The sequence below is a fragment of the Streptomyces sp. NRRL S-646 genome, from assembly GCF_000720765.1.
Lineage (GTDB): Bacteria > Actinomycetota > Actinomycetes > Streptomycetales > Streptomycetaceae > Streptomyces.
Genome location: NZ_JODC01000033.1, coordinates 1 through 25,747 on the forward strand (window position 1 = coordinate 1; position 25,747 = coordinate 25,747).

Genomic DNA, 25,747 nt, shown 5'->3' on the forward strand with positions numbered 1-25,747 from the left:
CTACCTGTCCGAGATCTTCCGTGCCGCGATCAGCGGCGTGCACGCCGGACAGACCGAGGCGGGCGAGGCGCTCGGACTGGGCAAGGCGGGCATCTTCGCGCACGTCGTCCTGCCGCAGGCCGTCCGGCAGGCCCTGCCCGGCACCAACACCATGCTGGTCGACCTGCTCAAGTCGACCTCGCTGCTGGTCACCGTCTCCGCCGCCGAGCTGATGTCGGAGGGCCGGCTCATCACCTCGGCCACGTTCCGTGCACTGGAGGTGTACCTGGTCATCTCGGCCATCTACTTCGCCCTGTGCTACCCGCTCTCCCAGTCCCTCCTGCTGCTGGAGCGGAAGGTACGCGCCGGCGTCCCCCTGTCTCCCCGGCGACGGCGCCGGATGCGCGCCGCCCGTGCGCTGCTCGCCGCCGACCTCGGCGCGCCGGCCGACCCGAAAGAGGCTGCCGTATGACCGAGCCCGTCACCACGGCGAAGACCGTGCCACCGGCCCGCCCCGAGGCGGTCGTACGGATCGAGGGCCTGAGCAAGTCCTTCGACGACCGCCTGGTGCTCGACGACGTGAACCTGGAGGTCGACCGCGGCCGCATCGTCAGCGTCATCGGGCAGAGCGGCGGCGGCAAGACCACCTTGATGCGCTGCATCAACCTCCTCGAACGCCCCGACCAGGGGACGGTGGAGGTGGCCGGCGAGGTCGTGCACGGCGGCGGCCGTACGGTGTGCCGCGACCTGCCCCGGCTGCGCCGTACCGTCGGCATGGTCTTCCAGCGCTTCAACCTCTTCCCCCATCTCACCGCCGTGGAGAACGTCGTCCTGGCGCAGCGCAGGGCCGGCGTGCCGGAGCAGGAGGCGCTGGAGCGGGCCGTCGCGCTGCTGCGCCGGGTCGGCGTGGCGCACCGCGGCCTCGCCCAGCCGGACCAGCTCTCCGGCGGAGAACAGCAACGCGTGGCCATCGCCCGTGCGTTGGCGCTGCGGCCCGAGGTGCTGCTCTTCGACGAGCCCACCTCCTCCCTGGACCCGGAGGCCACCCGTGAAGTGCTCGGCGTGATGCGTGAACTGGCCGCCGACGGCATGACGATGCTGCTGGTCACCCACGAACTGCCCTTCGCCCGCGAGGTGTCCGACCACGTCGTCTTCGTCGACGGCGGCCGCATCGTGGAGGAGGGAGCGCCGCAGGACGTCCTCGACCGCCCCGCCCAGGCCCGCACCCGGGCGTTTCTCGCCTCCTACGAGTCGGCCTCATGACCGCGCCCGTGGTGGTCCTCGGCGGCGGCGTCGTCGGACTGTGCACCGCGTACTACCTGGCCGAGGCAGGCCTCGCGGTGGAGGTCGTCGAACGGCGCGGCCTGGGCTCGGGAGTGTCCCGGGGCAACGCGGGCTGGGTCTGCCTCAGCCATTCGACGCCGGTCCCGGCCCCGGGCGTCGTACGGTACGCACTGCGCTCCCTGGGCCGACCGGACTCGCCCCTGTATCTACGCCCCCTGCCCGACCCGGCGTTCGTCCGCTGGCTGTGGCGGTTCTGGCGCAGCAGCACCCCGGCCGCCTTCCGGCGCGGCTACGCGGCGATCGCCGAGCTGAACCGCACCACCTTCGACCTCTTCGACGGCCTGAGCGACGCCGGAGTCGGCACCACCCTGACCCGCCCCGGCATGGTCCACGCCTTCCTCTCCCCGGCACAGGCCCGCCACCACCTCGCCGTACAACGGGAGATGGCCGACGGCCGCTACCCGTTGCCCGACGACGTCACCACCGGGGACGAGGCCCGGCAGCTCGACGATGCGCTGTCGCCCGGGGTGCGCGCGGCGTATCTCGTGGAGGGAGAGGGCGTGGTCGACCCGGAGGCATTCGCCCTCGGGCTCGGACAGGCGCTGGCCGCGGCCGGGGTGAAGGTCCATGAGAACGCGGAGGCGGTGGGGTTCCGCACGGCCGGCGGCCAAGTCACCGCGGTGCGTACCGATTTGGGCGAGATTCCGTGCCAGTCCGTCGTCATCGCGGCCGGCATGCGCTCTTCCGGCCTCCTGGGGGCGCTGGGGCACCCACTGCCCCTCCAGGCGGGCAAGGGCTACAGCTTCTCCGTCGATCTGGACCCCGCCCCCCGCCACACGCTGTACTTCGGCGAACGCCGGGCCGTGGCCTCACCGATCGGCGGCACGACACGGATCGGCGGCACGATGGAGCTGAGCGGCAACAACAACCGTCTCGACTGGCGCCGCGTCGTCGCCGTCGCCCTCGCGAGCCGGCACTACCTGGGCCGTTGGTTCGACGACCCGGACGACCTGGTCGGCCTGATCCGCGACCCCTGGGTCGGCGGCCGTCCCTTCCTCCCCGACGGCCTTCCGGTCATCGACCGCGTCCCCGGCCACGACAACGCCTTCGTGGCCACCGGACACGGCATGCTCGGCGTCACCCTGGGCCCGGTCACCGGGCGCCGCCTCACCGAGTACGTCCGCACCGGCCGACGCCCCGAAGCACTTGAACCGTTCCGCTTCGACCGGCTGCGCCACTGATGCCGGGGTGACTCAGTGGGCCGGGTACCGGTATCGCCGCAAAGTCGGCCCATCGCGCCTGGCCCGCGTATTGCTGACGGTCGGCCTTGCGCTGCCAGGTCACGGACTCGGTCGGGGCCGAGCAGGCTGCGCCGTCGGAGGTGGAGCGCCGTGCAAGTGAGGAGACACGAGCGGCGTGATCACCTTCACGGCGGGTGTGTCAGGACCGAACGGCTGACGCCCTGGTTGCAGACCGCTTGCCATGCCCGGAGTCCGCGGAGGTGAGCGCCGCCCGCTGCCGCTCGGCGGGCGGCTCCTCGCGGCGAGCCGCCCGCAACTCCCGCTCCGCAGCCGCCCGTTCAACGCGCGAAGCAGCGGATTCGAGCAGGGTCGAAAGGTGTTGCTGGGGCAGGTGCAGCCTGCGAGTTTGGGCGACAGACCAGCGACGCTGCGGTCGCTTTACGGGGGCTTCGAAGAGGCCTGGCGGGCAGCGGAGCACGGCCGAAAACCCTGTCTGCCTAGCCCGGGGACAGACACCGAGATCCCGGGCTCATCGTTGAAGGAGACGTCATGCCCGTCTTGCGTAGGATCATGGCCACGGCTGCGGTCCTGGCCGCCACAGCCATCAGCGCCTACCCGTCATCCGCCCAGGCCCTCACCTCCTCGTCCTCCCACTCCTCCACCGGCCACGCCCGTCTGGCAGCCGCCAGCTGGACTGCCTACTCGGACACCGACTGGGAGGGTCCGAATACGACGTTCTCCGGAAACACCGGGGAGTGCCACTACGTCGGCGACAACTGGAACGACAACGTCCGCTCCGCCCGCGCCAATGGCGCCGACGTCAAGGTGGAGCTGTGGGACAACGCCGACTGCACCGGGGGTTCGATCACCATCGACGGATCCGGCTACCACAGCATCGGCGCTTGGGTCAGCGCCTACCGCGTCACCAGCTAGGACACCAGCGGAAGCACGCTGCCTGACCTTGTGAGGCAGGGGAGCGGGAAGAGGTAAACCTCTCTTCTCGGCTCCCCTGCACTCGACCTCGGCTTCGTGTCGGGGCCGGCGGCTCGCCGCCGTGTCGGCTCGATCCGCCGCCGCGACAGGCGGCACGGCGTCCGGCCGACGGCCTGGACTGTCAGCCGCCGGAGGGACGGCGCGCAGCAGAAGGGCCCCGCCGGCGCAGAGGCCGGGCACCTCCCGGGGGCGGCTCAGTGTCCCCGCAGCGGATTGGCGCGGGACGCCGCGAGCAGATACCAGGCGGTGGCGCCCAGGTGTCGGTACGGGTAGTAGCCGAAGCCGAAACCGGTGTTCAGAGGACTGCTGGCCGAGACCACCCCCGACCGTTCGGGCAGGGCCTTGCGCCCCACTGTCTGGCCCGCGCCGAGCCGGTCCTGGGCCCGCTCGATGGAGGCGATGAGGCGAGCGGCACGCCGTTCGTCGCCCGCCGCGCAGCGTTCCCGCAGGGCCAGGGCGAGGTGGGCGGTGCCCTCGAACCACACGCCGTTGCGGTCGGGTTTGGGCTGGGAGGCCGCGATGGGCGAGTTCTCGTCCGCGAGGAGGGATGCCGAGCTGAAGGTGACGCCTTCGTAAGACTGACCGGCGAGGACCGTGCTGTTGGTGCGGTCGGCGGTGTCCAGCACCGCGAGGTTGCCTGCCGCCCAGTCCAGCGACCGGGCACGGCGGCGGTCGTGGAGGGACAGATAGCTCCAGGTCTGGGTGTCCTCGGGCACTGGCGAAGTGTTGACAGTGACGCCGTCGTTGGTGCCGGTGTAGAAGAAACCGCCGGACTCGTTCCACATCTTGTCGAGGAACGCCTGCGCGCGGGCCCGCCGCTTCAGCCAGACGCCGTCCCCGGTGAGCCGGGCGAGACGCGCGAAGAGGCAGGTCAGATCGATGTTGTGCTCGGTGGAGGTGAAGGGAAGCTTCTGATCGCTGCCGTCGACACCGAACTTGTAGCCGCCGAGCGGCTCGTCGGTGCGGCCGTGCGCCTCCACCCACTCGCCGATCCGTTCGGCGCCCTTCAGGAACCGGGCCGCCCCCGTGCGTGCGGCCAGCGCAGCCAGCGCGATGCCCGCCCAGGCCATGTCCCCGACAGCCGTACCGGTGAAGCCGAATTGAGTGCCGACGTTCACGGTGCCGTCCGCGCGCACAAAGCCGTCCGGCTGCGGTGAACCGTCGTAGAAGACGTACGGGCCCACGTTGTACGCCTGCCGGAGCCTGCCGTCCGTGTGCTGCGGGTCGTGGGTCTGTGCGTAGAGCAGCGCGTCTCCGAGAGTCGCGGCTCTGGCGCGTGAACCGGGGTCGGAGTGGAAGAGGAGGGCCAGGATCGCGAGGGCGTTGTCGTAGGTGAACGCCGTGCTGAAGAGCCCGGCCTGATCGGTGTAGCTCTGGGCCAGGCGGATGCTGCCGTGGTCCGGGTAGCCGTCCATGGCCGCAGCGAGGAAGGCGTAGCCGCGCATGCGGGCATCTTCCGCCTCGGCGGCGGGAGTCGACCCGGTGGCCGCGCGAGCCGTACCACTGCCGAACACGGCCAGGGCCGCAGCGGCGCTCCCCGCCCCGATGATCGTCCGACGGGCGATCTCGGCCATGGCTGCTCTCCTCGGGGTCGGTGACGCTGCTGGGTCCGAGAGCTCAGCTCTGAGAGCGCTCTCAAGTGGCCATATTCTGCTGGTCCGGGCGGTGGTGGTCAAGGTGATGCGCGAGGGGAGAGGTGTCTGGGCATCGGATGTGGCGACGGGCCGGCTTGCGCCCCAACTCCCCGCGTCTCGCCCCCTCTTGACCGGTTGGCCACATTGCCCAGCTCGTCCACCCGGTCCGGTGTGCCCATGCTTGTCGACTACGTGTCGGTCCGCAGCTCGACAGGCGGTTGAGCTGTGCCCGCTGCGGCCTGCGTCAGTCCGTTGCGTCCGCCACCCGATCGAGGAACCCGTCGACCAGGTTGCGCGCGTTCAACCGGGCGATCGCCTCCAAGTCGCCGCCGCGGGCGAGGAGTTGGCCGGGGTCGACACCGTGCCGCAGCGCCTGCTCCGCACCGCCGTTCGCCAGCCACCCGCGCAGCATCCACATCGTGATCTCCGGATGGAACTGCACCCCGAGGCTCCGCCCCACCCGGAACACCTGCACGCCCACCTCGTTTCGCGCCGACTCCTCTGCGCCCGGTGCCAGTACGCACCGGCCGTAATGCCACTGCATCCAGGGGAGCCGGCCCACGAGCGAGGTGTCGTACGTGTCGATCTAGGTCCAGCCGATCTCGGGACGCGGCGACGGCTCGACCGAGCCGCCGAGGGCGGCGGTGAGCGCCTGGGCGCCGAAGCAGACGCCGAGCACGGGTATGCCGAAACGGTGAGCCTTGCGCAGCAGGGCGAGCTCCCCGCCGATCCAACTGCAACTCAGCCCTTCGCCCGCCGGCCACTCCGCCGGGGTGCCGGCTCTGCGCCGTTGAGGAGGGACTGGCGGCGCTCCTCGCCGTTCTCCTCCACCTGGATCACCACGCGCCGCAAGCCCTCCGCCAGCGTCCGGCACTCTTCATCCGTCAACTGGCCTGTGACGAAGGCCTCTTCCTCGTTGAAGGCGGGGAACAGCCGCTGCATCAGCTGCTCGCCCTCGTCGGTGAGGCTGAGCAGCACCAGCCGGCCGTCCGTCGGGTGGCCGGCCCGCCTGACCAGTCCTCGGGACTCCAGAGTCCGCGAGACCCCGGTCAGGGTCCCCTTGGAGATGCCCGCCTCCTCGGCCACGTGCCGGGTCTCCGACTCGCCCCACACCCATACGACCCACAGCACGACGAACGCCGTCCAGGTCAGGTCGGAGCCGCGCAGCACCGAGTTCTCCACGTGCTGGCGTACGGCGGAGGCGGCCCGGTAGATGTTGGCCACGGCGGCCATCTGGTCCCGTCGTATCGGGATGCCGCCGAGCTTCGCCGCGGCGAGCTTCTCGGCTTCGGTGATGGATCGCTGGCCTGGCACGGGCGCTCCCTCGCACTTCATTGACCGTTCGGACTCAAATTGTACGGAGGGAATGACGAAGCGAGTCACGTGGCGAGCCAGGCAGGGAATCACGCAGAGAATCGCGAAGGGCTTCAGCGTTCGTGGACGATGCGCCCGTCGCACACCGTCAGGTCCACCTCCGCATCCGTGATCGCGTGCGGATCCAGGCCCAGCAGCGGGCGGTCCAATACGCACAGGTCCGCGACCTTGCCGGTCTCGACCGTCCCTTTCCATTCCTCGGCGAAGTCCTGACGGGCCGCGTTGACCGTGTACGCCTGCAGGTCCTCGGCGAGGCCCACGCAGTGGTCGGGGCCGCTGGGCCGGCCGCTCGCCTTCGACTCCCGAAGCATCATCGCGGCCACACCCTGCCGCCAGTCGGGCTCCGTGATCGGTGCGTCCGAACTGGCGCAGACCGCGATCCCGGCCTCGACGGTGGACCGTACGGCCACTGGTAGGCGGACCGCTCGGGCCCGACGACCTCGTCCATCAGGTCGGAGATCGTCCACCTGATGGCGGGGTTCATGTTGATGCCGTAGCCGTGCGCGGCGAGCTTGGCGAGGCTGCCGGCGTCGATGAAGTCGCCGTGGATGATGTTGTGCCGGGCGTCGGGCCGGGGCGCGGCCTCGTTCGCGGCGACGAAGGCGTCCACGACCGTGTCGATGGCCCGGTCACCGGTGACGTGCACGCCCAACTGGAAGCCCGCCTCGTGGGCGGTGCGGATCATCTCGTGCAGTTCGTCGACCTGGAGCGCGGGGGTCTCGCCGTGCACACAGAGCGCGCCGTGGCCGCCGTCGGCATACTGCTCGTTCGTCCAGGCCGTACGGTTCGGCGGCATCCCGTCGGCGAAGATCTTGACGCCGATGACGCGCAGGAGACGGAGGTCGGCCGACCCCGGGCGCCGCAGCTCGGCAAGGCCCCTTGCGTACGTCGTCGGCGGAGCCGCCCATCGGCGCGGGCAGCAGCAGGACGCTGACCCGGGCCTGCCGTTCAATGACGCCCGCACAGCCGTACACCGTGGTCCGATGCCCGTCGGCGGCTCCTTGCCACAGGCCGGCGCAGGTGCCGTATGAGTTGCGTCAAAGGTGTACGGACCGCCGTAAGGGAGCCGTCAACGACGCTCGGATCCGGCCAGGGACGAGGTTTCCTCTAGTCGTCCGATCCGCTCGCGGATTTCCGTACCTGCTCTAGGAGCTCGCGATGGCCGACGTGGCCTTCGTCGTCACCACACTCGCGGTCTTCGCGCTGGTGGCCCTCGTCGCCAAGGGGGTGACCAAGCTGTGACCGCCGAGAACGTCGTCGGCCTGGTTGTGGCCGTCGCCCTGCTGGGCTATCTCGTCCTCGCCCTGATCTTCCCGGAGAGGTTCTGAGCCACCACATGGGTCCCGTACTCGCCGGCTTCCTCCAGCTGCTTGCCCTGACAGGCGCACTGGCGCTCGCCTACGTCCCCCTCGGCAACTACATGGCCAAGGTCTACTCCTCCGACAAGCACTGGCGGGTCGAGAAGTGGGTCTACAAGGGCATCGGTGCCAACCCTGATGCGGAGATGCGCTGGTCGGCGTACCTACGCGGTGTGCTCGCCTTCTCCGCGGTGAGCGTCCTCTTCCTCTACCTGCTGCAGCGGCTGCAGGGCGTCCTGCCCGGCTCGCTCGGCTTCTCCTCGATCGAGCCGGCGCAGGCGTTCAACACCGCCGCGTCGTTCGTGACCAACACCAACTGGCAGTCGTACTACGGCGAGCAGGCCATGGGCCACGTCGTGCAGACGGCCGGGCTGGCCGTGCAGAACTTTGTCTCCGCGGCCGTCGGCATCGCCGTCGCCGTGGCGCTTGTACGAGGGTTCGTGCGCTCGCGGACCGGTGAACTGGGCAACTTCTGGTCCGACTTGGTGCGCGGCACGATCCGGATCCTGGTACCGGGCGCCGCTGTCGCGGCGATCGTGCTGGTCGCCTGCGGTGTCATTCAGAACTTCTCCGGCATCGATGAGGTCGGGCAATTCTTCAATGGGCACAGCATGGGTGGGCATCAGCAGTGGAACGGCGGCGCGGTGGCCTCGCAGGAGGCCATCAAGGAGTTCGGTACGAACGGCGGTGGTTACTTCAACGCCAACTCCGCCCACCCGTTCGAGAATCCGACACCCTTCACGAACCTCTTCGAGATCTTCCTGCTGCTCGTCATCCCGTTCTCGCTCACCCGGACGTTCGGCGTGATGGTCGGGAGCGTGAAGCAGGGTTACGCGATCCTCGCCACGATGGCCACCATCTGGGTCGGCTTCGTCGTCCTGATGATGTGGACCGAGTTCGCCCACCACGGCCCGGCGTTCCAGCTCGCGCACGGTGCGATGGAGGGCAAGGAGGTGCGCTTCGGCGTCGGCTCCTCGTCGATCTTCGCGGTGTCGACCACGCTGACCTCGACCGGTGCGGTGGACTCCTTCCACTCGTCGTTCACGGGTCTCGGCGGCGGCATCACCATGCTCGGCATGATGCTGGGCGAGATCGCGCCCGGCGGCACCGGCTCCGGCCTCTACGGCATGCTGATCATGGCGGTCATCGCGGTGTTCATCGCCGGACTGATGGTCGGCCGTACGCCCGAGTACCTGGGCAAGAAGATCGGCTCCCGCGAGATCAAGCTGGCGGCCTGCTACATCCTGATCACGCCGGCGCTGGTGCTGATCTTCACGGCCGTCTCCATGGCGCTGCCGACGCCTCCGCACTCGATGCTCAACTCGGGCGCGCACGGCTTCTCCGAGATCCTCTACGCCTTCACGTCCGCCTCCAACAACAACGGCTCTGCATTCGCGGGCCTGAACGCGAACACCGACTGGTTCAACACGATGACCGGTCTCGCGATGATCCTCGGCCGCTTCCTGCCGATGATCTTCGTGCTGGCGCTGGCCGGGTCACTCGCCGAGCAGACGCCGGTGCCTGCCACCGCGGGCACCCTGCGCACCGAGAAGCCGCTGTTCACCGGCCTGCTGGTGGGCGCAATCCTCATCATCACCGGTTTGACCTACTTCCCCGCCCTCGCGCTGGGTCCGCTGGCCGAGGGGCTGGCGTCATGACAACCGACGCAACGAAGCAAGAGGACCCGATGTCCACAGCCACTCCGACCCGGGCGCCGCACAGCGACGTACCCACCGGGCACAAGCCCGCCGAAGGACGTGTCGGCGCAGGCCTCTTCGACCCGAAGCAGCTTCTCAAGTCGCTGCCGGACGCCTTCCGCAAGCTCGATCCGCGGGTGATGGTCAAGTCCCCCGTGATGTTCGTGGTCCTCGTCGGATCGGTCCTGACCACCGTCTTCTCCTTCAAGGACCCGGGCGACTGGTTCGGCTGGACGATCAGCGCCTGGCTGTGGCTGACCGTGATCTTCGCCAACCTGGCGGAGGCCGTCGCCGAGGGCCGCGGCAAGGCGCAGGCCGACACGCTGCGCAAGGCCAAGACCGACACGGTCGCGCGCCGGCTGTCCAAGGACGGCGAGACCGAGGACCGGGTGCCCGGCACCGAGCTGACCATCGGCGACCTGGTCGTCTGCGAGGCCGGGGACGTCATCCCCGGTGACGGCGACGTCGTCGAGGGCGTCGCCTCGGTCGACGAGTCGGCGATCACCGGTGAGTCGGCCCCGGTCATCCGCGAGTCCGGCGGCGACCGGTCGGCCGTCACCGGCGGTACGAAGGTGCTGTCCGACCGCATCGTCATCAAGATCACCACGAAGCCCGGCGAGACCTTCATCGACCGGATGATCAACCTCGTCGAGGGCGCGGCCCGGCAGAAGACGCCCAACGAGATCGCGCTGAACATCCTGCTGGCCTCGCTGACGATCGTCTTCCTGCTGGCCGTCGCCACGCTGCCGCCGTTCGCCGACTACGCCGGCACGCATCTGACGATGGTCGTCCTGGTCGCCCTGCTGGTCTGTCTGATCCCGACCACGATCGGGGCGCTGCTCTCCGCGATCGGTATCGCGGGCATGGACCGCCTGGTCCAGCGCAACGTTCTGGCCATGTCCGGCAGGGCGGTCGAGGCCGCCGGAGACGTGTCGACCCTGCTGCTCGACAAGACCGGCACCATCACCCTCGGCAACCGGCAAGCGTCCGAGTTCGTGCCGGTGCGCGACGTAACGGAAGCCGAACTCGCCGACGCCGCCCAGCTGTCGTCGCTGGCCGACGAGACGCCCGAGGGCCGCTCCATCGTCGTACTGGCGAAGGAGACGTACGGGCTGCGCGAACGTCACCAGGGTGACCTGGCGCACGCCGAGTGGATCGCCTTCACCGCCCAGACCCGTATGTCGGGCGTGGACGTCGACGGCAAGAAGATCCGCAAGGGCGCGGCCGGTTCGGTCATCGCCTGGGTCCAGGACGAGGGCGGCACGGTCCCCGAGGACGCGGACACCGTCGCCAACGCCATCTCGCAGGCGGGCGGTACGCCGCTGCTCGTGGCCGTGAACGACGACCGGGGTGCGCGTGTGCTGGGCGTCATCCACCTCAAGGACGTCGTCAAGGAGGGCATGCGCGAGCGGTTCGACGAGCTGCGCCGGATGGGCATCAAGACCGTCATGATCACGGGTGACAACCCGCTGACGGCCAAGGCCATCGCCGAGGAGGCGGGTGTCGACGACTTCCTCGCGGAGGCCACTCCCGAGGACAAGATGGCGCTCATCAAGCGGGAGCAGGCGGGCGGCAAGCTCGTCGCGATGACCGGTGACGGCACGAACGACGCGCCCGCGCTCGCGCAGGCGGACGTCGGCGTGGCGATGAACACCGGTACGTCGGCCGCCAAGGAGGCCGGCAACATGGTCGACCTCGACTCCAACCCGACCAAGCTGATCGAGATCGTCGAGATCGGCAAGCAACTCCTCATCACCCGGGGCGCGTTGACGACGTTCTCCATCGCCAACGACGTTGCGAAGTACTTCGCGATCATCCCGGCGCTGTTCGCGGCGGTCTACCCGGGTCTGGACAAGCTCAACATCATGGGTCTGTCCTCGCCGGACTCCGCGATCCTGTCGGCGGTCGTCTTCAACGCGCTGATCATCATCGCGCTGGTGCCGCTCTCCCTGAGGGGCGTGCAGTACCGGCCGGTCAGCGCCGACAAGATGCTGCGCCGCAACCTGACGATCTACGGACTGGGCGGGCTGATCGCCCCGTTCATCGGCATCAAGATCATCGACCTTCTCATCTCCCTCATCCCCGGGCTGTAACTTCTTGAAAGCGTGCTGATCGCCATGAACAACTCCGTGACCAACACCGCCCGGTTGCTCGGGGCGGGCCTGCGCGCCCTCCTCGTGCTGACCCTGGTGACGGGCGTCATCTACCCGCTGGTCGTCACCGGCATCGCCCAGGCGCTGTTCAACAGCAAGGCGAACGGCTCCGAGATCAAGGCGGACGGCAAGGTCGTCGGCTCGTCCCTGATCGGGCAGTCGTACAACCTGCCGCTGAAGAAGGGCCAGCAGACCCCGGACCCCGATCTCAAGTGGTTCCAGGGCCGTCCGGCCAACGGCCTCGGCAGCAACAGCGTCAACACCCAGTACAAGCTGCTGCTGTCCGGCGCGACCAACCTGTCCGCCGACAACAAGGACCTGATCCAGCAGGTGACGGACGCCAAGGCGGCCGTCATCAAGGACAACTCGGTCCCCGGCTACACCGTAAGGCCTTCGCAGGTGCCCGCCGACGCTGTCACGTCCTCCGGCTCCGGCCTGGACCCGGACATCTCCCCGGCCTACGCCGGGCTCCAGGTTCACCGGGTCGCCGAGAAGAACCACCTCTCCGTCGCCCAGGTCGAGAAACTGGTCAAGGACCACACCGACGGCCGCACCCTCGGCTTCATCGGCGAATCCCGCGTGAACGTCCTCGAACTCAACATCGCACTCAAGGACCTTGTGGCGAAGCGCTGACGGGATGACCTGACAGGCACGGGAGTTGGGGGCCGGGAGCCATCCGGACCCCTCAACTCCCGCCGCCATGACGTCGATCGGCTCGTGCCCGGCGTCGCCCGGCCCGACGTACGACAGGAAGGGCACACACCCATGACCCGGGTGCTCGTGGTGGAGGACGACCCGCAGCTCGTACGGGCCCTCGTCATCAACCTGCAGGCACGGCAGTACGGCGTGGACGCGGCCCCCGACGGCGCCACGGCCCTGCGGCTCGCCGCCGCGCGGCAGCCCGACGTGGTGATGCTCGACCTCGGACTGCCCGACATGGACGGTGTCGACGTCATCAAGGCGCTGCGCGGGTGGACACGGGTGCCGATCCTGGTCCTGTCCGCCCGGCAGGCGTCCGAGGAGAAGGTCGCCGCGCTCGACGCCGGCGCGGACGACTACGTCACCAAGCCGTTCAGCATGGACGAGCTGCTTGCCCGGCTGCGGGCCGCCGTGCGCCGCACCGAGGACACCCCGCTCGTCCCGGAGACGTCACTCGTCGAGACAGGGGACTTCAGCATCGACCTGCTCGCCAAGAAGGTCGTCCGGAGCGGACGGGACGTGCGGCTGACCCCGACCGAGTGGCACCTGCTGGAGATCCTGGTGACCAACCCGGGGCGGCTGATCACCCAGAGGCACCTCCTTCAGGAGGTCTGGGGCGTCTCGCAGAGCAACAAGACCAACTACCTGCGCGTCTACATGGCCCAGCTGCGCCGCAAACTGGAGACGGACCCGTCCCACCCCCGCTATCTGATCACCGAGCCCGGCATGGGCTACCGCTTCGAGGGGTGACATGGCACGTGGAAGGCTCCGGATCACCTCGGCGCGGCACCCGGCGTCGGCAAGAACTACGCCATGCTCTCCGAGGCGCACCGTGACGGCGTTCGAGGCAGCCATCACCTCCGGTGTCAGCGCCACATCAGCGTTTGCCCGATGCCCGTCAGCGTTGCGTCATGAGCCGACGGATCACCAGGGCGGGCGGGCGTAACGTCAGCGGCGAGCCCCGTTCCGCCTCCCCGCGTTCGGGGCCGTCAAGCCACTCGACCCATCCGTACCCACTCGGGTCCCGGTCCCCGGAGGCATTCATGGCAGACATCCTGTGCGGCGAAGACCCGGAACCTTCTGATCGGTTCCCGGCCGGACCACTGTTCGTTCCCGTCCGGCCGGGGCCCTCGGGGTGTGTGACGCGTGTCTTCCGCACACCTCTCGGCGACCGTACGGCCGTCGGCTTCACCTCCGAGAACCGGCTCATCGCGACGCTCGGCCCCGGACAGGCGTGGATCAGGCTCGCCGAGCCGGCTCTCCGCGCGCTGACCGAACCGCTCGGCGTCACCACCGTCACCTTGGATCCCCAGTTCACGGCCCCGGCCACCCGGCCGGTGAACCCCGTCGTCCCCGCGCTCCCTGTGCGCGTCGGCTGAAGAGAGGCCACGATGACCGCCGTTCACGACAGTTCCGTCACCACCATCGACGGCGACCTCTCGGTCTGGCCTGCGTCGACCGCCGAATGCCGGCCGGGCGAGGTGGCGGTCGGCGGCGTACCGCTCGCCGAGATCGCCGACCGCCTCGGCACACCCGTCTACGTCCTCGACGAGGCGGAGGTCCGCGACCGCTGCCGCACCTACCGGAACGCCTTCCCCGACACCGAGATCCTGTACGCGGCCAAGGCGTTCCTGTGCCGTGCAATGATCCACTGGATGGACGAGGAAGGGCTCGGGCTCGACGTCTGCTCGGCCGGTGAGCTGGAGCTGGCCGTCATGACCGGGTTTCCGCCCGGGCGGATCGTGCTGCACGGCAACGCCAAGTCCCCACGTGACCTGGCATCGGCGCTGCGCCTCGGCGTGGGCCGCATCGTCATCGACAGCCCGTCGGAGATCGCCCGGCTGGCCGCCGCCGTCGGACCCCAAGGCCACCAGAAGGTCATGGTCCGCGTCGCGCCCGGCATCAGCGCCGGCGGCCACGAGAAGATCCGCACCGGCACCGAGGACCAGAAGTTCGGCCTCAGCATCTCCGACGGCTACGCCCAACACGCGATCGCCCGGATACTCGACCAGCCGCAACTCGAACTCACCGGCCTGCACTGTCACTTGGGCTCGCAGATCACCAGCGTCAAGCCTTATCTGGCCGCCGTGCGGCGGATCGTGGGCCTCATGGCCCGCCTCCATGAGCAGCACGGCCTCGTCCTGCCCGAGCTCGATCTCGGCGGCGGCCACGGCATCGCCTACCGCCCCGGCGAGATGTCCATGGACCTGACCACCTTGGCCCGCAAGGTCCGTACCGAGCTCACCGAGGCGTGCGCGACGGCCGGACTGGCCGTTCCCCGCCTGATCATCGAACCAGGGCGGGCCATCGCCGGACCGGCGGGCATCGCCCTGTACCGGGTCCTCGCCGTCAAGCGCACCGGCGCCCTCACGTACGTCGCCGTCGACGGCGGCATGAGCGACAACCCGCGCCCTGCCCTGTACGGAGTCCACTACGCACCCCGCCTCATCGGCCGCCACACCACCGCCGACCGGGCCTCAGTCACTGTCGTCGGCCGGCACTGCGAGGCCGGAGACGTGCTCGCCGCCGACGTCGAACTCCCCGCGGACGTGCGCCCCGGGGACCTCCTCGCCGTCCCGGTCGCCGGCGCCTACCACCTCTCCATGGCCTCCGGATACAACCTGGTCGGCCGCCCACCCGTCGCCGCCGTGCGCGACGGTCACGCGCGGCTGCTCGTGCGGCGGGAGTCCCTGCACGACATCCGTGTCCGCGACGTGGGCCTTTAGGGCGTGTGGGTCTCAAAGTGGGGCCATGGCCCGGTGGTTCGCATTCGGCCGGTCATGGCGGCCCGGTTCCGGTGCGGTCTCCCGCAGACCCGGCTCCACCCAGCGCCGCTGACGTGGCTGTCATGTCCAACGAGCCGCCCGGCCTGCGGGCATCGCATGCCCGCCCGCATTGAGCTGCGCGCTCAATTGTGCCGAGTGACCTTCGACTTCACCCGCGCGGTGTCACATCGGACGTCCTGCGGATCGAGACGGACATGGCACACGGCAAGCTGATTCTCGTCGGCTCACCGGGCGTCGTGATCGACACCGACGGGCTCAATCTCACCTACTCCAAGCTGCAGCTCCACTCCGAGAAAACTGCTGACGATCCGCGTCTGCGCATCGAACTCGCCGGAACGCTCGTGCACGCGAAGGTCATCGATAAGCGGCGGTGACGTGAACCTCGGTGCCCTGAGCCGTCTGGGCTAGTCCCGCGCCGTGTCCCCGCGTCGTCTCCGGGCCGCGTACAGCCGCGCAGAGTACGCGTGTCGACGCTGCCGACCTCGCACTTCAGCTGCCGGTCCCCGTCGAGTCGACCGCGCCGAAACCTCCCGAACCGACACCCCTCCATCGGCGGTCGGGCGGGTGCATCGGTAATGTCCGCACTGCTGAACGGGCCTGGGGCAAGGTGGCCCGCGAGAAGGAGGATCACCATGGCCGACAGTCGGCAGGAGCTCGCGTCGGCGCGGCCTCCGGAGGCTCAGAGGCAGCTGGCACGCGACTCGGTGCGCCTCGCGGTCGTGATCGGCGCGCTGGGCGTGGTCTTCGGCGATATCGGGACCAGCCCGATCTACACCCTCCAGACCGTGTTCAACCCCGACGATCCGCACCCGGTGCCGGTCTCTACGCAGAACGTGTACGGCGTGGTCTCGCTGGTGTTCTGGTCGGTCATGGTCATCGTGACGGTCACGTATGTGCTGTTGGCGATGCGCGCCGACAACGAGGGCGAGGGCGGCATCATGGCGCTGATCACCCTGCTGCGGCGGTGGAGCTCACAGCGGGGCGGGCGGGCCGCCGTCGTACTGGCTGCGCTCGGCATCTTCGGTGCGTCGCTGTTCTTCGGCGACAGCATGATCACCCCGGCGATCTCGGTGCTGTCCGCGGTCGAGGGACTCAAGGTCGTCGAGCCCTCGCTCGACAGTGCGGTCGTGCCCATCACCGCGGTGATCATCGTAATCCTGTTCCTGGTGCAGCGCCGGGGCACCGCGGCGGTCGGCCGGGTGTTCGGCCCGATCATGATCGCCTGGTTCGCGGCCATCGGCGCGTGCGGCGTCGCGGGCATCGCCGACCACCCGAGCATCCTCAGGGCACTGTCACCGACGTACGCACTGAGCTTCCTGTTCGGGCACTTCGGCACCGCATTCTTCGCCTTGGCCGCGGTCGTGCTGGCGGTGACCGGTGCCGAGGCGCTCTACGCGGACATGGGTCACTTCGGCCGTCGGGCGATCACCCGGGCCTGGCTGATCCTCGTCTTCCCGGCCTGCATCCTGAGCTACCTGGGCCAGGGCGCGCTGATCCTCGACGACCCGAAGAACATCAGCAGCCCGTTCTTCCTGCTCGTGCCGGACTGGGGACGCTGGCCGATGGTCCTGCTGGCCACAGCCGCCACGGTGATCGCCTCTCAGGCGGTGATCACTGGCGCGTACTCGGTCACCTCACAGGCCGCGCAGCTCGGCTATCTGCCGAGGCTGCGCATCGCGCACACCTCGGAATCCACCATCGGCCAGATCTACGTCCCGTGGATCAACTGGCTGCTGATGGTCTCCGTCCTCACCCTGGTCTTCGCCTTCCGCAGCTCCACGGCACTGGCCTTCGCCTTCGGCATGGCCGTCACCGGCACCATCACCATCACCACGTTGCTGTTCTTCTACGTCGCCCGCGCGAAATGGGGCACGCCGACCTGGCTGGTCGCCACCGGCGCGACCCTGCTGCTCTTCGTGGACCTGCTGTTCGTGGCGGCCAACATGACCAAGTTCGTCCACGGCGCATGGCTGCCGCTGCTGATCGGTCTGACCGTGTTCACCGTCATGACGACCTGGCAGCGCGGCCGCAGAATCGTCACGGCGGAACGGGCAAGGCACGAGGGCTCACTGCCCGAGTTCATCGAGGATCTGCGTACCGGGACGGTGTCGACGGTCCGGATCCCCGGCACGGCCGTCTTCCTCAACCGGGGTCGGGAGACCGCGCCGCTGGCCATGCGGGCCAATGTCGAGCACAACCACGTACGGCACGACCAGGTCGTGATCCTCTCCATCGAGACCGAGCCCGTACCCCGCGTCCCGGCCGACCAGCGCCTCGTCGTCGACAGCCTGGGATTCGCCGACGACGGCATCGTGCACGTCACCGCCCGCTACGGCTACATGGAGACACCGGACGTACCCGCCACCCTGGCGATGCTCGAACCGGCCGACACCGAAGGGCCGTTGGACCTCGATCAGGCGTCCTACTTCCTCTCGAAGATCGAGCTGCGCCGCGGCAAGGCCCGGACCATGGCCCCGTGGCGCAAGCGCCTGTTCATCGCCACGTCCTACATCACGGCCGACGCCGCCGAGTACTTCGGCCTGCCGGGCGACCGCACGGTCATCATGGGGTCCCACATCGAGGTGTGACCGCGCCTGTTACCGACGGCGCGGGCACGAACGGCGGGTACGCCTCCCCGGTGGATCACGTGCAGGGACACCGTCAGCCAACTCGGAAGTCCCGGTAGTGGCATGTGACATACCACTGGTCGCTGCTACCAGGTCACCGGCAGCTCGTAGACCCCGTAGACAACCCCGTCGTCCTTGAACGGGATCTTCTCCATCCCGGTGGCCCTGCGCAGAGTGGGGATGCGACGGAACAAGGTGCCGTAGACGACCTGGAGTTCGAGGCGGGCCAGCGGCTGGCCCAGGCACTGGTGGATGCCGAAGCCGAAGGCCATGTGGCGTCGCGCGTCGCGGTGGACGTCGAGGCGTTCCGGGTCGGGATAGACGCCGGGCTCCCAATTGCCGGTGGCGCCCGGGATGATGACGCCCTCGCCGGAGCGGATGAGCCGGTCGCCGACCTCGATGTCCTCCAGGGCGACGCGGCGCTGGCCGTTGTGGACGACGGTGAGGTAGCGCAGCATCTCCTCCACTGCGTTCGCGAGAACCTTCGGGTCGGCGGTGTCGCGGACGGCGGCGAGCTGCTCGGGGTGCTCCAGGAAGGCGAGAACGCCCAGGGCGATCATGTTGGCGGTCGTCTCGTGCCCGGCGCCGAGCAGCAGAAGGCCCAGCATGGCGGCCTCGTGGCGGGTGAGGTCGCCCGCCTGCATCCGGGCGGCCAGGTCGGAGAGCATGTCGTCGGCCGGGGCGGCGAGTTTGGCTTCGAGCTGTTCGTCCAGGTACTGCAGGAGTGCGCCGGTGGCGGCCCGGGACTCCTCGAGCGAGGCGTCGCGGCGCACGCCCACCTTGCTCTTGCTCTGGAAGAACTCGTGGTCGTCGTAAGGGACTCCGAGCAGTTCGCAGATCACCAGCGACGGCAGCGGGAGGGCGAGGGCCTCCACCAGGTCGACCGGTTTCGGGCCGGCCAGCATGGTGTCGATGAAGTCGTCGGTCATCCGCTGGACCGCCGGACGCATGGCCTCGATGCGCTTGATGGTGAACGGGGCCGTGACCATCCGGCGGATGCTGGCGTGTTCGGGGTCGTCCATGTTGAGGAAGGACGGCGGGTTCTGGGAGAAGGCCTGCCGGAAGGCCGCGCTGGAGTGGGGATAACCGGACCGCCTCGGATCGACGCTCAGACGCGCGTCGCCGTACAGGGCCCTCCGGACGTCGTAGCGGGTGACCAGCCAGGGAGTGCTGCCGTCCCACAACCGGACCCGGGAGACCGGCTGTTCGGCGTGCAGTCGCATCATCTCCGGCGGCGGCACGAACGCGGGGTCGGCTGCCCGCGGCATCGGGAAGCCGGGAATCGTCTCGTCGGCGGCGCCCGCAAGGACGTCGGTCATGGCAGGTCACTCCTGATGGTGGCGGAAGGGGAGCCGCCGCCATGCAGACCCACCTACCTGACAATTTCCCGTCAGCGGGCTGACAAGGGATTGATGTGGCCGGATCCCGGCGCACCCATTGACCTGCCCATGCCCACCACCGCCCTGACGACCTGACCGACGGCCGGCCAGGCCTGCTTCACGCCGTACGCAGCAGCGCGGGCCGGGAGTGATCCCGGCCCGCGCTTTGTCGGTCCGTCTTCAGACGCCGGGCGTCAGCCGAGCAGCTTGCTCGCCAGTGTCGCGGCGTTGTACGAGCCCCATCCGGTGGTGAAGTCCCAGCCGGTGGCTGCGGAGTAGGCGCCGTTGCTGCCGCTGGTGATGTCGTGGAAGCCGGTGCCGCTCGCCGAGTACAGGGCCGGGTTGGCGAAGCCGAGGTTGGCCTTTCCGGCCGCCGCGGCCTGCTGGTTGTACAGGGCCGCGAACGCCGCCCACTCGGGCGCGGCGGCGCTGGTGCCGCCGACCGAGGACCACGAGCCCTGCGAGTAGATCGAGACGCCGGGGCTGGGGTTGGCGTGGGCCGAGACGTCCGGCACCTGGCGGAAGCCGCCGCCGGCGCTCTTCTGCACCGCGGTCTGCCAGCTGGGGATCTTGAAGACGGAGGACTTGCCGCCACCGCCCCCGGACCACGCCACCTCCTTGCTCCAGGCGTTGGACGAGGTGACGGTCAGCTTGGTGCCGCCGACGCCGGTGACGTAGGGGTCGCTGGCCGGGTAGTCGACGGAGGTGCCGCCGTTGCCCGCGTCGTCGGAGCCGTCGTCGCCGGAGGCTGCGTAGAAGCCGAGGCCCTGGGCGGCGCCCGCCTTGAAGACGGCGTCCACCGCGTTGATGTTGGAGGTGGTGCGGGCGCTCTCGGCGGCTCCCCAGCTGATCGAGGTGGTGGGGATGCCGCTGTCGACGATGGCCTGGTACGTGTCGACCTCGCCGGCGTCGGAGTTGGGGCCCTCGAAGACCGTGACGTTGGCCTTGGGGGCGATCGCGTGCAGGACCTCGATGTCCAGCTCGACCTCGACCTGCCCGTCGCCGAGCGCGCCGGATCCGCCGCTCACCTTCTGCACGGTCGGCGTGGGCGAACCCAGGCTGTAGTTGTTGTCGTAGGCGGTGATGTTGGACTGCTGGAAGCCGTCGAACTCCAGCAGTGCGATCTTCTGGCCGCTGCCGGTGTACGTGCCGGAGACGTTGTAGCCGCCCTTGAGCTGGGCCGGGGTGTAGCCGCCGCCCGGGCCGTTGTGCGGGGTGACGGTGGAGGGCGCCTGGTGATGCAGGGTGAGGCGGTTGTTGAGGCCGGCCACGTCACTGACGAGGGAGGCGACGGACGTCGGCAGGGTCGGCGCGGTGTCGTTGGCGTAGAACGAGCGGCCCGACGCCGAGTCCTTCCACGTCGACAGCTTGGTGCCGAAGGCCTTCTCCAGCTGGCCGGCCGTGCCACTGGCGTCGACCAGCAGGTTGCCCGAGTGGACCGTGCCGACGGTGAGGCCCTGCGCGCGCAGGTAGTCCTTGAGCTGGGCGACCTCGGCGTCGGTCCGGCCGAAGCGGGCCGCGAACTGGCGCTTCGTCAGGTAGTGGCCGTAGGAACTCGACCGCGGATCGCTGACCTTGGCGACGAAGGTGTCGAGTGCTTTGTTGTGTCTGGGGGTCAGGCTGATGGCCACCGATATGCGCTTTCCGGCGGCGACGTGGCCGGTGCGGGTGGCGTTCTTGTTCAGTCCCTTGAGGACATCTCCGGTGACGGCTGCGCGCGTTGCGTGCGGCTGGGCGGTGCCGGCGGCGTAGGCGGCGGGTACGGCGGCGGCGAGCAGGGCGGGCACGGTGACCAGGCCGAGCAGTTTCAGACGTGACTTCACTGAGGTTCTCCGGAGGTGGGGGGTGGTGTGCCGGAAGCGGAACGGCTTCAACGTAGGAACATCCGCCCCACCCGCATAAGCGGGGGAACCCTTGCTTCACGTGTTAACAACTGATGTCACGTGAACGCCGGATGTCACGTCAGCGGCGCGTGTCGAGCGCCCGGGCCGTCCGGACCCGGACGGGCTGACTCGCCGTCACTGCCTGTGTGCCGACACTGACTTGGTCGTCGTCGCCCAAGTTCACGGCCGCCGTACCGGACGCGATGACGGCGACGGCCATCGCGTGGGCGAGCGCGGTGCGCGAGCGGACACCGACCTTGCGGTAGACCCGTGACAGGGCGCCTTCCACCGTTTTGACGCTGATGAACAGCTCCGCGGCGACTTCGCGGTTGGTGGCCCCGCCACCGACCAGTTCGGCGATCCTCGCCTCCGTGGGGGTGAGTTCGGGGCGGCCCGTGCCCGCCTCGCCGCTGCGGTCCCCGGCATCCAGCCGCGCCAGCTCGTCCCCGGCCCGGGCCGCCAGCGGAGCGGCGCCGATCCGTGTCGCGGTCTCCAGTGCCTCGGTGAGGGCCGCCCGTGCCGCGGTCCTGCGGCGTGCCCGGCGCTCGACCGCGCCGAGCGCGATCAGAGTGCGCACCAGCTCCACGGGCAGGGGGAGTTGACGCAGGCGGTCCACCGCGGCATGCAGCCGTACCGCCCCCTCCTTCGCACGGCCGAGCCCCGCCTCCCGCAGCCCGTCCGCCCGTTCCAGAGCCGCCAGTACGCTGCCGGGCGTATCGCCGGACACCCGTGTGCGGGCCTCGCGGAGCACAGCCCCGGCGGTGTCCGTCTCGCCCAGGATCACCAGGGCCTCGGCCAGGTCGCCGTACCAGTGCAGCAACGGCGGATCGGCGGCGCCCATCGCCTCGCCGAGTTCTCTGACGCGGTGCAGCGACTCGGCCGCGGCCGCCGCGCCCCGTGGGTCGCCGGCGAGCAGCTCGGCCTGTCCGAGCACCGCCAGTGCGCGCAGCAGGAACAGCCGGTCGCCGTCCGCTTCCGAGGCCCTGACCGCCTGCTCGGCCAGTCGCCGGGCCTCGTCGGCGGTGCCGCCGGCGGTCGCCGCGAGCGCCGCCGCGTACAGTGCGGGAGCCGCCTGGACGCCCGTCTCGGCGAGGGCGCGCGAGCAGCGGGCGGCGGTGCGCAGTGCCTCCCGGCAGTGCCCGGCGCGCACCTGGATACGGGTCAGCGCCACCAAGGTCGCCATGACCTCCTCGACCCCGGCGAACTCGCCGATGTCCGCGAGGAGTTCGGCGACCTGCTGCCCGGCCTCGGTGACCTGGTCGGAGTCCAGGGCGAGAATCGCCCGCATCCGGATCAGTCCCCAGCTCTCCGGGCCGGCGTCGGCGCCACCGGCCAGGCTGAGGGCCTCGTCGAGTGCGGCGCCGGCGGAGGCCGGCTCCCCGGCCAGGGACTGCACTCGCGCGAGGGTGGCGAGGGCGCCGATCCGGGTGTCGGTGTCGTCTGCCCGGGCCGCCTGCCGGGCAGCGCGCCGGGCATGCCGGGCGGCCTCCGCCAACTCCCCGCACAGCAGACCGCGTACGGCCGCCCAGTGGTGCAGCCAGCCCTCGGCCTCCGCGTCGCCGGCGGCGTCCCGCAGGCCTTCCTCGATCAGGTCACGAGCACCCCCGAGCGCCTGCCCGGCGTTGCGCAGCAGGATCAGCCGGGCCCGCACCCGTTGCCGTGCGGAGCCCGACCCGGTGAGCACGGTCTCGGCCGCCTGCCCCGCCTCCTCCAGCTGCCCGGCGTCACATGCGTAGTCGGCCGCGGCCAGCAGCCGGTCTGCCCGGTCGGCGGGGCGGTCGCCGGGAGTGCGCAGGGCGGCGAGCCCGGCCAGTTCGAAGGCGGCATCGGGTGCGCCGTCGCGCCGCGCCAGTTCGGCCGCGGACATCAGCGTGCGCGCGGTGGCCTCGTCCTCGTACGGGTGCGCGAGGGCGAGGTGGCGGGCCTGCTCCACGGGCTCGGTGACCGCGCGGGCCAGCAGGGCGTGCGCCTGCCGGCGGCTGTACTCGGGGGCGTCGGCACAGACGGCGGCCCGGAGCAGTGGATGGCTGAAACGTACGGTTCCGTCGGCGTCGACCGCCCCGACACCGAGCCGTTCGGCCTCCGCGAGGTCCGCGGCGGGGTCGGGAAGCCCGGCGGCACGCAGCACGGTGAGGCTGGGGCGGGCCGCGGCGCACGCGACGAGGAGAGTGTGCCGCACAGTCTTCGGCAGCGTACGCACCTGGTCCAGCACCATTGCGCGCAGCCTCCGGGACACGGGCAGCGCCCGCCCGAAGCCGACGGACGCCGCATCGCGTGGGGCCGCCCGCCCCAACTCCAGTGCGTACGACGGGTTTCCGGCAGCCGTGTCCTGGACCGCGCGCAGCACCGCCGACGGCAGATCGGCACCGATGGCCGTGCGCACGAGGTGGGCCACCTCGCCGTCCGCCATGGGCGGCACAGGCAGTTCGACGGTGCCCGGCGGGCAGTAGCGCAGCCGTTCGGGCTGCTCGCCGTCGGCCACCCGCTCGGCGGCCACCACCCGGACGGCGAGGCCTTCGAGACGGCGTACGGCGAAGGCGAGCACCTCGGCGCTGGGCTCGTCGAGCCACTGGAGGTCGTCGACGACCAGCAGCACGGGACCGGTGGCGGCAAGGGCGCGCAGCACGTCGACCACGGCGACGCGCACCGCGAGACGGCCCTGGTCGTCGGCCGGCTCCGGGCCGCGCAGCAGAACCGCCCGCAGGGCCGCCCTGGGCTGGGGTGCCAGGGCCTCCAGACAGTTCTCCGGCACCCGCGTGAACAGGTCGATCAGGCCGACGAACGGAAGCCGGGCGTCCTCCTGGGCGGGCGAGCAGTGCAACACCGTGCATGACTCGTCCTGCGCGGCCAGGGACGCCGAGAGGGCAGTCAGGAGCGTGGACCTGCCGATGCCCGCGGGACCGTGGAGGAGCACTCCGGGGCGGGCCGTCAATTCGGCCAGGGCGGCGTCGAGCAGCGCGCGGCGCCCGCTCAACGACGGTACCCGCGGCGAGTGCAGCAGGTCCCAGGGCATCGCAGCATGTGCACATGACAACCTTGGCGGATCCGGCTTGTCAATGACGTCCGGCGCCTGACGATCACGAGCTGCGTTTGAGGACGAAGTAACCGTAGGCGGCGTCGTCGATCACGTAACGGGCATCGGGGTGCAGCTGACGGGCGTAGGCCCGGACGTCGCCGACCCACTGGCTGGTGTTGTGGAAGGCGATGTAGTCGGGAGCGATGCCCCGCGTGTCGCCGATCCAGAAGACGCGGCAGCGGGAGGTGAGACGGCTGCTGGGGCCGATGTCGGCCTCGACCGTCGCGCCGCTTGGGATGCGGGCCAGGGCGCGTTCGATGCGGGGGACGCCTTCGGGGGTGTCGTAGGTGGCGGAGTCCGTGAGCGTGGACAGCGGGAGGGTGGTCGTGAGGGCCAGTGCGGCTCCGGCGACCGCCGCGGGCGTGTGCTGGGCGTACGAACGCAGCCAGGGCCGGGAGCTCACACGCGCCCGAGCGAGGGCGTCGACGAGGGCCAGTGCGACGACCGGCATCAGGACCGCGCTGTAGTGCCAGTCGGTGCCCCAGTAGTGGTCGTCGGCGGAGTAGAAGCGCCAGCCCAGGGTGGGCAGGGCCACGGCGAACAGGGGTGAGCGCAGCGCGAGCAGACCGCTGGTGGGGATCAACAGCCAGGCCAGGGTGCGGAGTTTGGTACCTGTGCCGTCGAAGAGAGTGAAGCCGCTGTCGACCTTGGTCCAGTAGTCGTAGCCGCCGGTGGTGTTGAAGGAGGGGATGACGAGGGTGAGGGTGACGAGGGTGGCGGCGATGGCCAGGACCGCCACCGCGAGGGCGTACACGAGCGGGCGCGGAGAGCGGCGGCAGCGCAGGGCGACGACCAGCGCGATGGCCGCCACTGTCAGGCCCAGGTCCTCCTTGACCAGCACCAGCGGCAGCGCCCACCACAGCGCGGGCCGCCACCGGCGGGCCGGCAGCGCCTCCAGACTGAAGGCGATCAGGGGTACGGCGAAGCAGATCTCGTGGAAGTCGAAGTCGACGGCCCGCTGCAGACCCCAGGACAGGCCGTACGCGATCCCGAGCACGAGCCCGCGCGGCCGCCCCAGCAGCCCGGCTGCCGCGCGGGTCACTGGCACGGCCGACAGCGCGAAGAGGGCAGCCTGGGCGACCAGCAGCGTGACAGGGGAGGGGAAGAGCCGGTAGAGGGGGGCGAGCAGAGCGAGCACCGGGCTGAAGTGATCGCCCAGGATGTTGAACCCGGGCCCCTTCAGATCGACGACCGGCGCCTGCAGATGGGCATACGCGCGGACCGCCTGCTCGAAGATGCCGAGGTCCCAGGACCGGGTCGCCAGATGCTCGTACCGTATGACGGACAGGGCCGCGTACGCGGCGAAAAGGGCGGTCGCCAGGAGGTAGGGATCACGGCGGCCGGACGGACGGGGGCGCCGGTCACGCGGGGGAGACGCGACCGGCGCCGGTATGGAGGGGTCGGGGAGGAGCGAAGTGGGGGTGTCCTGCTGGGTGTTGGGCACGGTGGGGGGCGTCCTTATGAGCCGGCACGGATCATCCGCCTCGGGCACTCGATGACTACGTCATCTGCTGTGACCGAGTTGGCCGGCCCCCGGTTCACCCGCTGAGACGTAGATCACTTGCATCGCCCGGGCCGATGAAT

The 25,747-nt window shown here is 70.2% G+C and carries 21 protein-coding genes and 1 pseudogene; 13 read left to right on the forward strand and 9 right to left on the reverse strand.

The genetic code is table 11. The features are described from left to right. From IH68_RS50965 to IH68_RS0145665, 4 genes are all read left to right on the forward strand, one after another. Positions 1 to 451: ABC transporter permease subunit (locus IH68_RS50965; RefSeq protein ID WP_037886394.1), on the forward strand; the 451-nt coding region annotated here is incomplete at its 5' end. Further along, positions 448 to 1,242, forward strand: coding sequence for an amino acid ABC transporter ATP-binding protein (locus IH68_RS0145655; RefSeq protein WP_030948851.1), 795 nt, complete (start codon positions 448 to 450; stop codon positions 1,240 to 1,242). The genes IH68_RS50965 and IH68_RS0145655, both read left to right, overlap by 4 nt. Beyond that, entirely contained in the window at positions 1,239 to 2,504 is a 1,266-nt protein-coding gene (locus IH68_RS0145660) for an NAD(P)/FAD-dependent oxidoreductase (protein WP_030948854.1), read from the forward strand. The genes IH68_RS0145655 and IH68_RS0145660 overlap by 4 nt, the downstream gene beginning before the upstream one ends. Positions 2,505 to 3,053: 549 nt before the next feature. After that, on the forward strand, positions 3,054 to 3,437 hold the full coding sequence (locus tag IH68_RS0145665; RefSeq protein WP_107057649.1) for a peptidase inhibitor family I36 protein: 384 nt from the start codon (positions 3,054 to 3,056) through the stop codon (positions 3,435 to 3,437). Positions 3,438 to 3,691: 254 nt separating this feature from the next. Here IH68_RS0145665 and IH68_RS0145670 read toward each other — a convergent pair whose 3' ends face one another. From IH68_RS0145670 to IH68_RS60025, 5 genes and pseudogenes are all read right to left on the reverse strand, one after another. Then, entirely contained in the window at positions 3,692 to 5,071 is a 1,380-nt protein-coding gene (locus IH68_RS0145670; protein WP_030948859.1) for a hypothetical protein, read from the reverse strand. 304 nt (positions 5,072 to 5,375) lie between these two features. Continuing rightward, a complete protein-coding gene (locus IH68_RS52200) occupies positions 5,376 to 5,675 on the reverse strand; it encodes a hypothetical protein (RefSeq protein WP_159403849.1) in 300 nt (99 codons plus the stop codon). Positions 5,676 to 5,717: 42 nt separating this feature from the next. Further along, positions 5,718 to 5,876: a glutamine amidotransferase-related protein gene (locus IH68_RS59315; protein WP_267883791.1), complete on the reverse strand. Its 159-nt coding sequence runs from the start codon at positions 5,874 to 5,876 to the stop codon at positions 5,718 to 5,720. Continuing rightward, positions 5,873 to 6,445, reverse strand: coding sequence for a MarR family winged helix-turn-helix transcriptional regulator (locus IH68_RS0145680; protein WP_030948862.1), 573 nt, complete (start codon positions 6,443 to 6,445; stop codon positions 5,873 to 5,875). The genes IH68_RS59315 and IH68_RS0145680 overlap by 4 nt, the downstream gene beginning before the upstream one ends. 113 nt (positions 6,446 to 6,558) lie before the next feature. Further along, positions 6,559 to 7,469, reverse strand: a pseudogene (locus IH68_RS60025) (amidohydrolase). Between the two features lie 274 nt (positions 7,470 to 7,743). Here IH68_RS60025 and kdpF point away from each other — a divergent pair. From kdpF to IH68_RS0145740, 9 genes are all read left to right on the forward strand, one after another. Next, a complete protein-coding gene (gene kdpF, locus IH68_RS52470) occupies positions 7,744 to 7,833 on the forward strand; it encodes a K(+)-transporting ATPase subunit F (RefSeq protein ID WP_009326374.1) in 90 nt (29 codons plus the stop codon). A gap of 8 nt (positions 7,834 to 7,841) precedes the next feature. Then, complete coding sequence (gene kdpA / locus IH68_RS0145705; RefSeq protein WP_030948869.1) at positions 7,842 to 9,521, forward strand: potassium-transporting ATPase subunit KdpA; 1,680 nt, start codon at positions 7,842 to 7,844, stop codon at positions 9,519 to 9,521. Continuing rightward, entirely contained in the window at positions 9,518 to 11,653 is a 2,136-nt protein-coding gene (gene kdpB, locus IH68_RS0145710) for a potassium-transporting ATPase subunit KdpB (protein WP_030948871.1), read from the forward strand. Before kdpA ends, kdpB begins: the two co-directional genes overlap by 4 nt. A gap of 24 nt (positions 11,654 to 11,677) precedes the next feature. Continuing rightward, the gene (locus tag IH68_RS0145715; RefSeq protein ID WP_030948873.1) at positions 11,678 to 12,346 is read left to right on the forward strand and encodes a potassium-transporting ATPase subunit C; all 669 of its coding nucleotides are present in this window, start codon (positions 11,678 to 11,680) and stop codon (positions 12,344 to 12,346) included. 132 nt (positions 12,347 to 12,478) lie between these two features. Then, positions 12,479 to 13,162 carry a response regulator gene (locus tag IH68_RS0145720; RefSeq protein WP_030948874.1) on the forward strand — a complete coding sequence of 228 codons (684 nt, stop codon included), beginning with the start codon at positions 12,479 to 12,481 and terminating at the stop codon, positions 13,160 to 13,162. Between the two features lie 293 nt (positions 13,163 to 13,455). Beyond that, positions 13,456 to 13,791, forward strand: coding sequence for an SAV_915 family protein (locus IH68_RS0145725; RefSeq protein WP_030948877.1), 336 nt, complete (start codon positions 13,456 to 13,458; stop codon positions 13,789 to 13,791). A gap of 12 nt (positions 13,792 to 13,803) precedes the next feature. Further along, positions 13,804 to 15,138, forward strand: coding sequence for a diaminopimelate decarboxylase (gene lysA, locus IH68_RS0145730; protein ID WP_030948879.1), 1,335 nt, complete (start codon positions 13,804 to 13,806; stop codon positions 15,136 to 15,138). A 254-nt stretch (positions 15,139 to 15,392) separates the two neighbouring features. Next, on the forward strand, positions 15,393 to 15,572 hold the full coding sequence (locus tag IH68_RS0145735; protein WP_030948881.1) for a hypothetical protein: 180 nt from the start codon (positions 15,393 to 15,395) through the stop codon (positions 15,570 to 15,572). Positions 15,573 to 15,830: 258 nt separating this feature from the next. Continuing rightward, positions 15,831 to 17,786 carry a potassium transporter Kup gene (locus tag IH68_RS0145740; protein WP_030948884.1) on the forward strand — a complete coding sequence of 652 codons (1,956 nt, stop codon included), beginning with the start codon at positions 15,831 to 15,833 and terminating at the stop codon, positions 17,784 to 17,786. Between the two features lie 125 nt (positions 17,787 to 17,911). On the opposite strand, the gene IH68_RS0145745 is transcribed toward IH68_RS0145740, so the two are convergent. The 4 genes from IH68_RS0145745 to IH68_RS0145760 all read right to left on the reverse strand — a co-directional run bounded on the left by IH68_RS0145745 (position 17,912) and on the right by IH68_RS0145760 (position 25,607). Then, positions 17,912 to 19,144, reverse strand: a complete 1,233-nt coding sequence (locus tag IH68_RS0145745; protein ID WP_030948887.1) for a cytochrome P450 — start codon at positions 19,142 to 19,144, stop codon at positions 17,912 to 17,914. A 254-nt stretch (positions 19,145 to 19,398) separates the two neighbouring features. Next, positions 19,399 to 21,027: a S53 family peptidase gene (locus tag IH68_RS0145750; RefSeq protein ID WP_030948888.1), complete on the reverse strand. Its 1,629-nt coding sequence runs from the start codon at positions 21,025 to 21,027 to the stop codon at positions 19,399 to 19,401. A 139-nt stretch (positions 21,028 to 21,166) separates the two neighbouring features. Further along, the gene (locus IH68_RS0145755) at positions 21,167 to 24,100 is read right to left on the reverse strand and encodes a helix-turn-helix transcriptional regulator (protein WP_051834073.1); all 2,934 of its coding nucleotides are present in this window, start codon (positions 24,098 to 24,100) and stop codon (positions 21,167 to 21,169) included. A gap of 64 nt (positions 24,101 to 24,164) precedes the next feature. After that, entirely contained in the window at positions 24,165 to 25,607 is a 1,443-nt protein-coding gene (locus IH68_RS0145760) for a DUF2079 domain-containing protein (protein ID WP_107057650.1), read from the reverse strand. Positions 25,608 to 25,747: the final 140 nt, after the last annotated feature.

What these genes read in the sequence shown, in the direction of transcription:
- kdpA (WP_030948869.1), top strand. Translation starts at nt 7,842, where the DNA reads ATGGGTCCCGTACTCGCCGGCTTCCTCCAGCTGCTTGCCCTGACAGGC.
- IH68_RS0145655 (WP_030948851.1), top strand. Translation starts at nt 448, where the DNA reads ATGACCGAGCCCGTCACCACGGCGAAGACCGTGCCACCGGCCCGCCCC.
- lysA (WP_030948879.1), top strand. Translation starts at nt 13,804, where the DNA reads ATGACCGCCGTTCACGACAGTTCCGTCACCACCATCGACGGCGACCTC.
- IH68_RS0145660 (WP_030948854.1), top strand. Translation starts at nt 1,239, where the DNA reads ATGACCGCGCCCGTGGTGGTCCTCGGCGGCGGCGTCGTCGGACTGTGC.
- IH68_RS0145725 (WP_030948877.1), top strand. Translation starts at nt 13,456, where the DNA reads ATGGCAGACATCCTGTGCGGCGAAGACCCGGAACCTTCTGATCGGTTC.
- IH68_RS0145715 (WP_030948873.1), top strand. Translation starts at nt 11,678, where the DNA reads ATGAACAACTCCGTGACCAACACCGCCCGGTTGCTCGGGGCGGGCCTG.
- IH68_RS0145670 (WP_030948859.1), bottom strand. Translation starts at nt 5,071, where the DNA reads ATGGCCGAGATCGCCCGTCGGACGATCATCGGGGCGGGGAGCGCCGCT.
- IH68_RS0145665 (WP_107057649.1), top strand. Translation starts at nt 3,054, where the DNA reads ATGCCCGTCTTGCGTAGGATCATGGCCACGGCTGCGGTCCTGGCCGCC.
- kdpB (WP_030948871.1), top strand. Translation starts at nt 9,518, where the DNA reads ATGACAACCGACGCAACGAAGCAAGAGGACCCGATGTCCACAGCCACT.
- IH68_RS52200 (WP_159403849.1), bottom strand. Translation starts at nt 5,675, where the DNA reads ATGCAGTGGCATTACGGCCGGTGCGTACTGGCACCGGGCGCAGAGGAG.
- IH68_RS0145720 (WP_030948874.1), top strand. Translation starts at nt 12,479, where the DNA reads ATGACCCGGGTGCTCGTGGTGGAGGACGACCCGCAGCTCGTACGGGCC.
- IH68_RS0145745 (WP_030948887.1), bottom strand. Translation starts at nt 19,144, where the DNA reads ATGACCGACGTCCTTGCGGGCGCCGCCGACGAGACGATTCCCGGCTTC.
- IH68_RS0145735 (WP_030948881.1), top strand. Translation starts at nt 15,393, where the DNA reads ATGGCACACGGCAAGCTGATTCTCGTCGGCTCACCGGGCGTCGTGATC.
- IH68_RS0145755 (WP_051834073.1), bottom strand. Translation starts at nt 24,100, where the DNA reads ATGCCCTGGGACCTGCTGCACTCGCCGCGGGTACCGTCGTTGAGCGGG.
- IH68_RS0145740 (WP_030948884.1), top strand. Translation starts at nt 15,831, where the DNA reads ATGGCCGACAGTCGGCAGGAGCTCGCGTCGGCGCGGCCTCCGGAGGCT.